The 11812-nt window shown below is 63.6% G+C and carries 9 protein-coding genes; all 9 read right to left on the reverse strand.

Annotated features, from left to right (window positions below):
* Positions 1–45 precede the first annotated feature (45 nt).
* The 9 genes from ACTQZK_RS08450 to secA are packed head-to-tail and all read right to left on the reverse strand — an operon-like array spanning position 46 to position 11781.
* Positions 46–831 carry a hypothetical protein gene (locus ACTQZK_RS08450; RefSeq protein ID WP_441899304.1) on the reverse strand — a complete coding sequence of 262 codons (786 nt, stop codon included), beginning with the start codon at positions 829–831 and terminating at the stop codon, positions 46–48.
* A gap of 38 nt (positions 832–869) precedes the next feature.
* Positions 870–2951 carry a ribonuclease R family protein gene (locus ACTQZK_RS08455; protein ID WP_441899306.1) on the reverse strand — a complete coding sequence of 694 codons (2082 nt, stop codon included), beginning with the start codon at positions 2949–2951 and terminating at the stop codon, positions 870–872.
* 4 nt (positions 2952–2955) lie between these two features.
* Positions 2956–4236: a S41 family peptidase gene (locus ACTQZK_RS08460; RefSeq protein WP_216529666.1), complete on the reverse strand. Its 1281-nt coding sequence runs from the start codon at positions 4234–4236 to the stop codon at positions 2956–2958.
* A gap of 18 nt (positions 4237–4254) precedes the next feature.
* Positions 4255–5163 carry a permease-like cell division protein FtsX gene (gene ftsX / locus ACTQZK_RS08465; RefSeq protein WP_216529667.1) on the reverse strand — a complete coding sequence of 303 codons (909 nt, stop codon included), beginning with the start codon at positions 5161–5163 and terminating at the stop codon, positions 4255–4257.
* Positions 5156–5998 (reverse strand): cell division ATP-binding protein FtsE, encoded by an 843-nt coding sequence (ftsE, locus tag ACTQZK_RS08470; RefSeq protein ID WP_255616271.1) that lies wholly within the window; start codon positions 5996–5998, stop codon positions 5156–5158. Before ftsE ends, ftsX begins: the two co-directional genes overlap by 8 nt.
* Before the next feature lie 55 nt (positions 5999–6053).
* Positions 6054–7019 carry a transketolase family protein gene (locus ACTQZK_RS08475; protein ID WP_418830867.1) on the reverse strand — a complete coding sequence of 322 codons (966 nt, stop codon included), beginning with the start codon at positions 7017–7019 and terminating at the stop codon, positions 6054–6056.
* On the reverse strand, positions 7012–7851 hold the full coding sequence (locus ACTQZK_RS08480; RefSeq protein ID WP_114567584.1) for a transketolase: 840 nt from the start codon (positions 7849–7851) through the stop codon (positions 7012–7014). The genes ACTQZK_RS08475 and ACTQZK_RS08480 overlap by 8 nt, the downstream gene beginning before the upstream one ends.
* 14 nt (positions 7852–7865) lie before the next feature.
* A complete protein-coding gene (prfB, locus tag ACTQZK_RS08485; protein ID WP_114567585.1) occupies positions 7866–8960 on the reverse strand; it encodes a peptide chain release factor 2 in 1095 nt (364 codons plus the stop codon).
* A 4-nt stretch (positions 8961–8964) separates the two neighbouring features.
* Entirely contained in the window at positions 8965–11781 is a 2817-nt protein-coding gene (gene secA, locus ACTQZK_RS08490) for a preprotein translocase subunit SecA (protein ID WP_114567586.1), read from the reverse strand.
* Between the last annotated feature and the right edge of the window lie 31 nt (positions 11782–11812).

Genomic DNA, 11812 nt, shown 5'->3' on the forward strand with positions numbered 1-11812 from the left:
CCGCATCATACCGTATTCGCTTTGATCATCAAAGCGAATACTCGATCAGCAATCGGAGCCTCGGCGACCGCCGGACGAACTCGGCCACGGAACAAGCCTTTTGACGATGGATCCCGAACCCTTGCTTTTGAGGTAGCGGTACCCGATAACCGAGAACACGATCGCGCCGATCAGGTTCACGAACAGATCCTCCATCGTGTCCATAAGCCCGATATCAAGGTAGCCCCCTACCCCAAGCTCCTGACCGTTCACGACAACCTCTTCTATCCCGTCTATGCGCACAGGGTGCTGCGATCCCGTGGAATCCAAGAGCGCGCTCGCGATGCTGGTGACCACCGCATCCTTTTGCATGTCCAGGCCGAACACCCGATCCATGCCGAATTCGAAGAACTCCCAAAGCACGCCGATGGTCATCGAGAAGCAAAACGCCACCACCACGCAGAAAAATGGCGAGAGCGAGAAGGCGATGCGGTCCGATCGATTGAGGATGGACACGAGGGCAAGCCCGATCGCAGCAGCTAGAAACCCGTTGAACGTATGCAGAAGCGTATCCCAAAATGGGAAGATGGTATAGAAATGCAGAAGCTCGCCCAAGATCTCGGCAGCGAAAATGAACAGCACGATGATCACTTCGAGCGTTTCGGGGATGGTGATGCTGAAGTTCACTTCAACGAACGCGGGCACCAAGAACAGCACCAGCGTGAGAAGACAGAGGAAGAACGCCTCGTAATTGCCGAAAACGAGCGCAGAGGCCGCGCACGCGACCACGATCAAGCGCAGCACCACGTACACGGCGAACGTTCTCTTGTTGCTGTGCATCTGGCGCGCCATAGCTTGCGCCGTCTCCCTCATGCGCCCCATAGCCCCGGCTACCGCCCCTGTTGAACGGGGCGGAAATCCAACCGCCTGGCGCGCGGGTCGGCGGACGTCAAAACCACGGCAAGGCGCTGCCCCAAGCGATAGGTTGCGCCCGTATCCTGGCCGGTCAGGCGATGCTGAACCGGATCGAACGCGAAGTACTCAGGCCCCAGGTTCCTCACGGGCACCAAACCTTCGGCGGTGTTGTCCAACCGCACGTACAGCCCGTACGTGGCCACGCCCGACACCACGGCGGAAAACGACTGGCCCACGAACGCCTGCAAGTACTCGATGATTTTGATTTCCTGGGATTCGCGCGCCGCCTTCTCGGCCACACGCTCCATATCCGAGGAATGCTCGGCTATCCAGGGAAGCGCCGCAACCTCCTGATCGAATCGCTCCGACCGCTTCGTCAGCTGCGCCTTCAGCATGCGATGCACCACCAGATCAGGATAGCGCCTGATAGGGGACGTGAAATGCGCGTACGCGCTGCTGGCAAGCCCGTAGTGGGGCTCGCACGCGGGCCGGTAAACCGCCCGCTTCATGGAACGAAGCAGCAGCGACGAGACCAGCTCCCCTTCCGCGCGGGAAGCACTGGCCTGAAGAACCTGCTGCAGCACCCGGGGATCGCCCGCCACCAGCTTGTCCTGATCGACCAGGTCGAACCACGAGAACTCCTGAAACACCGGGATCAGAGCCGCCAGGCTGTCCGCCGACGGCTGCTCGTGCACGCGAAACAAGCTCGGGAACCGAGCGTCGTCCAAGTGGCGAGCCACCGTTTCGTTCGCGAAGATCATCGCCTCTTCGATCAGCGAGGTCGCGTCGGTCTTGCGCCTGAGGTCTATGGCAACGGGATGCCCCTCCCGATCGAGGCGCACGCGCGCTTCCACCGTGTCGAAGTCCAGCCCTCCCGCCGCTTCGCGCGCCGCCGAGCGCCTGCGCGCAATGAGCGAAAGACGGGCAAGGCGCCAGGCAAGCTGGTCATCGGCTTCGGTCTGGGCGTCGAGCATGTCCTGCGCCTCGTCGTACGACAAGCGCGCGTTCGAGCGAATAAGGGCGGGGTACAGATCGTACGAAACCAACCGTGCATCGTCGTCGAGGTACAGATCGACCGTCATCGAGCGCCGCACTTCGTTCGGGCGCAGCGAGCACAGGTCGCCCGACAGCTCCTCCGGCAGCATCGGGATCACCCGATCGACCAGGTACACGCTTGTTGCGCGGCGCCGCGCATCCAGGTCAAGCGACGAGTTCCACGGCACGTAATGTGAAACGTCCGCAATATGCACGCCCAGCCGCCAGCGTACGGCCTCCGCCCCGCGCCCGTCCACGAACCGCATGCCGCGAGGAGCTTCCTCCCGGCGCGCCGGCTGGCTCAGCACGATTTCGCCGTTCGTCAAAACGACAGGATCCAAGGAGATCGCATCATCGAAGTCGCGCGCGTCCGCAGGGTCAATGGTGAACGTGAAGCGCTCGCGCAGATCGCGATACCCTTCGGCCAGCGCGGCATCCTCGTCGACCGTCGCAGCGCGCGCCTCCGAAAGCGCGCCTTCGGAAAACGTCGTCTCGAGCTTGTGCCGCGCGATCACCAAATCTATCGCCGCGGCCTCCTCGTCGGCCTTGCCGAGCACTTCTTCGATAACCCCCGTCGCCGCCGTGTTACGGGAGGGAAACGTGGAGATGCGCACGCGGACAAGCGAGCCGTCCTCGATATCAGGGTATTCTGAGCGCATCGTGAAAATGTCGTAGGGGATGCGCGTATCCTCCGGAACCACGACGCCGAAAGGTTCGGCCACTTCGTAGCGGCCCACCAACGTATCGTGCGCGCGGTCGATCACGCGCAGCACGCGCGCAGCCGGCTTCTCCGCCGCAGGGGATCCGTGCCGCTCGTGCGGCTGCTTTCCACCGCCCTTCGGCGCGGGGAGAGGGGCCAGCTCCACCAGATCGCCGTCGAACGCGCCCGCCATCTTCGACTCCGGCACGAAGAACTCGCCCTCGGCGGTCTGCACGAAGCCGAAGCCGCCCGCGCGAACCATCAGGACGCCTCGAGGATGAGCGCGGGGTGCGCGCCGCGTATGCGAACGGGAACGAGCCACGGCTCTACTCCCTCACAAGCGACTGAGCGGTTTCGATGGCAAGCGCCTTTTGATTGTCGACCCCTTCGGACAGGCCCACCGCGATGTCGGGCACCACGCCCACCTGGTCGATGTTGTGGCCGAGCGGGCTCTTGTAGTACGCGGCGGTGTAGCGAAGCGCTCCGCCGAAGCTGAGGTCGCGCGTGACCTGGACCGAACCCTTCCCGAGGGTGGTCGATCCCACGAGCGTAGCACGCTGGTTGTCTTTGAGCGCGGCGGCCAGCACCTCGGCGGAAGCCGCCGTGTTCCCATTGACCAGCACCACAAGGGGCTTGTCGGTCGCAATGGTGCCGTTCGCGTTCTTCGTGGTTTCCTCGGCTTCCTTCGTCTGGATCTTGACCACGGTGCCGCTCTTCACGAACAAGCTGGCCACGTCCACCGACTGAGTCAAGAAGCCGCCGGGATTGTCACGGATGTCCAGGACGAACGAAAGCGCCCCTTGCGATTCCAGATCGGAAATCGCGCTGCTCACCAAGCTGGACGCGTTCTGGGTAACCTGCTTGAGCTGGATGTAGCCCACGGAACCCGAAAGCTCGGTGACGACGTTTTTCACGGTGTAGCTCGAGCACGAAAGCGTGGTGGTGAATTCCTCGCCGCCTTCGTCTTCAAGGGACGCAGCCCGCCGCCAGGTTATGACGGCGTCCTCCCCTTCGTCTCGGCGCAGAGCCGCAGCCACCTCCGTGGTGGTCCAGTCGTGATCGCGATCGCCGTCGATGGCCACGACGAAATCGCCTTGGCGCACGTCGGCGGCCTGAGCAGCGGAACCCTCGAACACGTCCACGGCGTACGCGCGCCCGTTGTATTCCGAGAACAGCACACCGATGCCCGCATAGCTTCCCGCGCTGTCCTTCATAAGCGCGGCATAGCGGTTCGCATCGTAGTAGCGCAGGTACGGATCCTGCGTGGTCTTGGCGAACGCCTCGAGCACGTTCGAGGTTGCCGTATCAAGATCGTAGGAGTCCAAGCTGTCGTTTTTGAGGATGTCCTCCACTTCGCCGACGCGCGCGCCCAACGATCCGTACGCGTCGCGCGACGAGTCGCTTCTCAACGAGGTTTGGGAATCTCCGGGAAGCCCGCCCATCCCCAAGGACTCCAGCAAGGGAATTTCGCCGCGCACGAAAAAGCCGCCGACAAACGCCAGGCACACTACGGCAAAGAAAGAGAACGCCTTGATAAGGCGCACGTTGCGCGCCCGCGCTTTACGCGCGGACGCGGCAATCTTCGAACTGTCAGTATGCTTCGCCATGACCTTCCACGCGAAACGCTACACCTTGAGGTAGCGACGCATAGCCAATGCAGAGCCGACCAAGCCGATGAACAGGCCGGAAACGATCAGCACCGCATAGATGAGCAGGAACATGTTCAAGGAGATGTCGAAGTTCAAGAACATGAGCGCGCTTTGCAGGCGCGGCAACGCGAAGTTGCGAAGCAGCTCCAAGCACCCGACCGCCAAAAGCGAGCCGATGATAGCGTGCAGCGCGCCTTCCATGAGGAAGGGCCCGCGGATGAAGCCGTTCGACGCACCCACCAAGCGCATGATGGCAATCTCCTTGCGACGGGCAAGAATGGCAAGGCGAATGGTGTTGTTGATGAACACGAGCGCGATGAACACGAGCAAGCCAACCAGGGCTATGCCCACGTAGCGCACGTAGTTGGTCAGAGCGAACAGCCGCTCGACCGTCTTCTCGCCGTACTTGACGGAATCGGCAGGATCGCTGGGATCCTCGCTGATCTTCTGGTACGTCGTATTGCCCAGCAGCGACGAGGCAACCTGCTCGACCAACTGCGGGTCGGACAGCTCGATGTCGATCGAAGCCGGCAAGGGGTTCTGCCCGTCGAGCGTGTCGATGATGTCGGAGCTCGACGTAGAGCGGAATTTCTCGAGCGCCTGGTCTTTCGTCGTGAACCCAACCGAGGCCACGCCCTCAAGACCCTTGACGTAGCTCGAAACGCTCTGGATGTCGGCTTCGGGAGCGTCGTCGGCCACATACGCCGTGATGGACACCTCGTTCTCGACCGACGAAACCACGTTTTCGACCACAAGGCCGGCAACGAAGAAAATGCCGATGATCAGAAGCGACAGGAAGATGGTGACGATGGAGCCCAGTGCCGTTGAAAGGTTACGCGTGAAGCCGGTGAGCGACTCGCGCAAGAAGTAGAAGAAACTAGACATCGAAACCGTACACCCCCCTATCCTGGTCGCGGGTCAGGTTGCCGCGGTCGAGCGCGATAACGCGACGACGCATGTTGTCGACCATTTCGCGGTCGTGCGTGGCAACGAGCACCGTGGTGCCCGTACGGTTGATGCGCTCAAGCAGGTCCATGATGCCGCGCGAGGTCTGCGGGTCCAGGTTTCCCGTGGGCTCGTCGCAGATGAGCAGCGGCGGGCGGTTCACGATGGCGCGCGCGATGGACACGCGCTGCTGCTCGCCGCCGGAAAGCTGATCGGGGCGCTTGTTGAGCTTGTCCTGCAGGCCCACCAGGCGCAAAACCTCGGGGACCTGCGTTTTGATGACGTGACGGCTCTTGCCGATTACCTCAAGGGCGAACGCAACGTTCTCGAACACGGTCTTGTTCGGCAGGAGCTTGAAGTCCTGGAACACGCATCCGATGTTGCGGCGCAAGTACGGCACACGCCAGTTGCGCATGGTGGACAGGTCCTCGTCAGCCACGTAGATATGACCCTGCGTGGGCTTCACCTCGCGAATGAGCATGCGGATGAAGGTCGACTTGCCCGAACCGGAATGGCCTACCAAGAAGATGAACTCGCCCGCGTAGATCTGCAGGGAGATATCGTTGAGAGCCGGCTTGTTCGGCTGCGCGGGGTACACCTTCGTCACATGGTCGAACGTGATGACCGGGGTGCCCGTTTGCTGGGGAATGTCATCGACTTCCAGCACCGGCAGCGACGCGGACAGCTGCGACGCAGTTTGCCGCACCGGCGCCGCATGGGCACCGCCGCGCCGCTGCGGGCGCGGCGGAACCCCTTGGCTGATGTCGTTCGTCACAGAATGCTCCGTTCAAATAGTGATGTACTGAGACGGCCTGATTCTAGCAGAACCGCTATCGGGCCATAACCTTCTTCACAGCTTCGACAATCGCCCGCGAACCCAGGTTGAAGTAGTCAAGAAGCTCCTCGAACTCGCCCGATTTGCCGAACTGATCGCGCATGCCCACGAACTCGACCGGCGTCGGATTCGTGCGCGCAAGCACCTCCGCGACAGCCGATCCCAAGCCACCGTAGACGCTGTGCTCCTCGGCCACCACCACGCGGCCCGTCTTCGCCGCGGACGCCACGACGGTCTCCTCGTCGAGGGGCTTGACGCTGAACGCATCGATGACCTCGACCTGAACGCCCTCTTCAGCGAGTATGTCCGCCGCCTTGAGCGTCTGCTCGACCTCGACGCCGCACGCCACGATGGTGGCGTCGGATCCTTCGCGCAGCACGTAGGCGCGACCCAGCTCAAGCTCTACGCCGTCGGCGTAGACGGCGGGGACGGACGCGCGGCCCATGCGCACGTAGACCGGGCCGGGCGTGGTCGCGGCCAGGCGGATCGCGGCGCGCGCCGCCGCATAGTCGGCCGGCACCAGCACGCGCATGTTGGGAAGCCCGCGCATGAGCGAGACGTCCTCGAGCATCTGGTGGCTGCCGCCGTCGGGTCCGACGGAAATGCCCGCATGCGTGGGGGCGATCTTCACGTCCAGCTTGCTGTAGCACACGGTGTTGCGGATCTGGTCGTAAGCGCGGCCCGTGCCGAACACGGCGAACGAGCCCGTGTAGGCCACGTGCCCCGTGATGGCCAGGCCCGCCGCCACGTCGACCATGTTCTGCTCGGCGATGCCGCAGTTGAACAGGCGATCCTCAAAGCCAGCGTCGGCCAGCTTCTTGGTGGTGGTCGAACCCGTCAGGTCGGCGTCCACGGCAACAACCGGCAAGCCCTCGCCGGCAAGCTCTTCAAGCGTCGCTCCGTACGCTGCGCGCGTTGCGCGCTTGACCTGGGACTGCGTTTCGTCTGCCAGCTTAACCACGGCAGGCCTCCTTCTCCTCCAGCGCCGCCAAGTCGGCCAGCGCGGCCTCGGTCTGCTCGGGCGACGGCGCCTTGCCGTGCCAACCCGCTTGATGCTCCATGAACGACACGCCCTTGCCCTTCACCGTGCGAGCGATGAACGCATGGGGCTTGCCCTGACGATCTGCCTTCGCAGCCGAAAGCGCTTCGACGAGGGCGTCGATGTCGTGTCCGTCGACCTCGCGCGCGTCCCAACCGAACGCCTGGAACTTCGCCACCAGATCGCCCGGATCGCACACGTCGGCCGTGTCGCCGTCAATCTGCAGGCAGTTGCGGTCCACGATGGCCACCAGGTTGTCCAGATTGCGGTGAGCCGCGAACATGGCGGCTTCCCATACCTGGCCCTCCTGGCACTCGCCGTCGCCGAGAAGCGCGAACACCGTCTGGTCCTTCCCGTCAAGCTTCAAGCCGGCGGCAGCGCCCGCCGCAACGGACAGCCCCTGGCCGAGCGAGCCGGTGGACACCTCAACGCCGGGAACCAAGCTGGAATCGGGATGGCCCTGCAAACGGCCCCCCAGCTTGCGCAGCGTCAGCAGCTCCTCGCGCGGGAAGTAGCCCGCATGCGCGAGCACGGCGTAGAGCGCCGGCGCAGCATGGCCTTTCGCCAGGATGAAGCGATCGCGCGCTTCGTCGTCGGGATTCTGGGAGTCGTGCTCGAGGACGCCTCCAAAGTACAGCGCGCATAGGATGTCGGCGCACGAGAGCGACCCGCCCGGGTGCCCACTGCCCGCTTCCGCGATCATGCGCACGATGTCCTTGCGCATCTCGTTCGCCCGCCGTTCAAGCTCGGTCATTCCTGTTCCTTTCATTATTGGGACACTCTCCAACGGTGATAGCCCACCACGAACTCGTCCAGATCGCCGTCGAGGACCGCGTCCACGTTGCCGGTCTCGATGCCGCTGCGGACGTCTTTAACCATTTGATAGGGATACAGCACGTAATTGCGAATCTGGCTGCCGAACGTGGAGTCCATGCGCTCGCCGCGCAGTTCGGCCAGCTCCTGAGCCCGCTTCTGCTCTTCGCGCTCGTAAAGCTTCGCCTTCAGCACGCGAAACGCGGCTTCCTTGTTCTGCAGCTGGGATTTCTCGTTCTGGCACGTGACCACGATGCCGGTGGGCACGTGCGTGAGGCGCACGGCCGAGTCGGTGGTGTTGACGCACTGACCGCCCGGGCCGCTCGATCGGTACACGTCCACGCGCACGTCGGAAGGATTGAGATCCACCTCGATGTCGTCGGGAAGCACCGGAAGCACCTCCACGCCGGCAAACGTGGTGTGTCGGCGCTTCTTGTCATCGGTTGGGCTGATGCGCACCAGACGATGCACGCCGTTTTCGCTTTTCAGCATGCCGAAAGCGTTGCGGCCCTCCACCTGGATGGTGGCCTTGTCCAGTCCGATGCCCTCGCCCGGAACCACGTCGAGCACGGTGACCTTCCACCCTTTGCCCTCGGCGTAGCGGGCGTACATGCGATACAGCATCTCGGTCCAGTCCTGGGCTTCCAAGCCGCCCGACCCGGGGTTCACCGTCAAAATGGCGTCTCCCCCGTCGAAGCGCTCGGAGAACCACGAGCTGATCTCCAGCTTGTCCAGCATGCCGTCGAGCGCGTCGAGCGCGGATTGGGCCTCGTCGGCGAACAGCTCGTCTTCCGCGGCCAGCTCGAACGCGGCGCGCGCGTCCTCTAGAAGGGCCGCCGCTTCGTCGTACTCGCCGATCGTGTCGCGCAGCACGCTGGCCTGCTTCGACACGCTTTGGGCATGGGACGCGTCGTCCCAAAAGCCCGGCGACGCGATCTCGGCATCGAGCTTTTCGAGCTCCGCCGTTTTGTCTTCGATGTGCAGGTACCCGCGCGCGTCTTCCACGCGACGGGCCACCTGCTCTAAGTCTTTCAAGTCTCTATCAGCCATGTTCCTACAGATTCTTACCGTGGCACTTCTTGTACTTAAGGCCCGAGCCGCACGGGCACGGGTCGTTGCGTCCTACGTCGGCGAAGGGATCGTCCTTGTCCTTGACGTAGGTTTGCGGCTTGGCCGCCGCAGGCTTGGGAGGCCTTGCCGGCTGGCCGTCGGCAGCCGGAGCTCCAGAAGCCGCAGCCTGCCTGCGCGCCGCTGCGACGCCCGTTTCCTCGAGCACCTGCTCGGGCGACGAATAGCTCACCTTGCCGTCAAGCGGGCTTTTTTCCTCGGCCAGTTCGGGCTGGTCTTGCTTCACGGCCACCTGAAGACGCAAGAGCGTGCGCAGGTAGTCTTCGTACATGCCCGCCGTCAGGCTTTGGAAGGCGTTGTACGCTTCGTTCTTGTACTCGACCAGGGGGTCGCGCTGACCGAACGCGCGCAAGCCGATACCGGCCTTCAGGTAATCCATCTCCTGCAGATGGGCCATCCAGCGCGTATCGATGATACGCAGCATGACCTGGCTCTCGAGCATCTTCATGACCGACTCGCCCAACTGCTCGGACTTCTCGTCGTACACGCGCTCGAGGTAGTCCGTCAAGCCTTCGGCCAGAACCGCCGGATCGTCGTCGTGGTCGACTTCGCTTACGCGGAAGTCGTCGCGGCCCGTCATGTTGGCGGCCCACGCCTCCACGGCCTTGCTGTCCCAGTCGTCGCTGGGAGCCTTGGCGGGGCAGTTCTCCTGCACCGCGGCCTCCGCCGCGTCGCTCACGATCTGGGGAATGCGCTCGTCCATGTCCTTGCCGTCCAAGATGGCGTTGCGCTCTCCGTAAATGGCCGCGCGCTGCAGGTTCATGACGTCATCGTACTCAAGCACGTTCTTACGAGCGGCGAAGTGCATGCTCTCCACCTGGCGCTGCGCGCCCTCGATGGCCTTCGACACCATGCCGGCTTGAATGGGCATGTCGTCGGGCATGTCGGTCTTCTCCATCATGCGCCCGATGGAGTCCATGCGGTTGCCGCCGAACAGGCGCATGAGGTCGTCTTCGAGCGACAGGTAGAACTGCGTCACGCCCGGATCGCCCTGACGGCCGGCGCGGCCGCGCAGCTGGTTGTCGATACGCCGGGACTCGTGGCGCTCGGTGCCGATGACGGTCAGGCCGCCCGCAGCGATCACGGCGTCGTGCTCTTCGGCGCAAACCCGCTTGGCCTCGGCGAGCGCATCCGCTCGCTGCTCGGCGGTAGGCGCGGGCGGCTTGCCCTCTTCCACCTCGGCATCGGCGTCCAGCTCGGGGTCGAAGCCCCGCGCGCGCAGAACGTCGTCGGCCATCACGTCGGGATTGCCGCCCAAAAGGATGTCGGTACCGCGGCCCGCCATGTTCGTGGCAATGGTCACGGCGCCTACGCGGCCCGCCTGCGCGATGATATGGGCTTCGCGCTCGTGGTTCTTCGCGTTCAGGGTCTCGTGCGCGATGCCGCGCTTGTCCAGCAGGCGCGACAGCTTCTCGGAGCTTTCGATGGACACCGTGCCGATAAGGCAGGGCTGACCGTTCGCGTTGCGCTCGGCAACGTCGTCGGCCACGGCGTTGAACTTCGCCTCCACCGTGCGGTAGATCAGGTCGTTCTCGTCCTTTCGAGCAACCGGGCGGTTCGGCGGAATGGCCACGACGGGCAGCTTGTAGATCTCGCGGAACTCGGCGTCCTCGGTCATGGCCGTACCGGTCATGCCGGACAGTTTCTCGTACAGGCGGAAGTAGTTCTGCAGCGTGATGGTGGCCAGCGTCTGGTTCTCCTCGCGCACGAGGACGCGCTCTTTCGCCTCGAGCGCCTGATGCAGGCCCTCGGAATAGCGCCGTCCCTCCATGATGCGGCCCGTGAACTCGTCGACGATCTTCACTTCCCCGTTCACCACCACGTAATCCACGTCGCGATGGAACAGGAACTGGGCCTTCAAGGCTTGCTGGAGGTGGTTCGGAAGCTGCCCGGACGGGTCGGCGTAGATGTCGTCGATCCCCAGCATGGCCTCGATTCTCTCAAGGCCGCTCTCCGTGGCGTTGATGGTCTTCTTCGCCTCGTCCATCTCGAAGTCCTCGTCAAGGCGAAGGCCGGCCATGACGCGGGCGAACTTGTTGTACGTTTCGGCCGCCTGCGTGCCCGCGCCGGAGATGATGAGCGGGGTTCGCGCCTCGTCGATGAGAATGGAGTCCACCTCGTCGACGATGGCGAAATGATGCCCGCGCTGCACGCGAGCCTCCGCACGGGTCACCATGTTGTCGCGCAGGTAGTCGAAGCCGAACTCGCTGTTCGTGCCGTACGTGACGTCAGCCAAGTACGCGGGCTTCTTCTTGTCCGGGCGCATGCCGTTTTGGATGAGACCCACCTCCATGCCGAGGAAGCGGTACACCTGCCCCATCCACTCGCTGTCGCGCCGGGCCAGGTAGTCGTTCACGGTGACCACGTGCACGTTGTTGCCCGAAAGGGCGTTCAAGTAGCCGGCCAACGTGGAAACGAGGGTCTTGCCCTCGCCGGTTTTCATCTCGGCGATCTGGCCGTCATTCAAGGCCATGCCGCCGATCAACTGCACGTCGAAATGCCGCAGGCCCAACGTGCGCACGGACGCTTCGCGCACGGTGGCGAACGCCTCGGGCAGCAGGCTCTTGAGGTCTTCTCCTCCTTGAGCGCGCTCGCGGAAAGCGGCGGTAAGCGCGCGCAGCTCTTCGTCGGTCTTCGCCTGCATCTGGGTCTCGAGGGCGTTGACCTTGGCTACGGTCGCCTCGTAATTCTTCATCTGCTTGCCCTCACCGAGCGTTAGCAGCTTGGATAGGAATCCAGCCATGATGCGCCATCCTTTTCGCGGCCGGAACTGC

The sequence above is a fragment of the Paraeggerthella sp. LCP19S3_G8 genome, assembly GCF_052119225.1.
GTDB classification, from domain to species: Bacteria; Actinomycetota; Coriobacteriia; order Coriobacteriales; family Eggerthellaceae; genus Paraeggerthella; species Paraeggerthella hominis.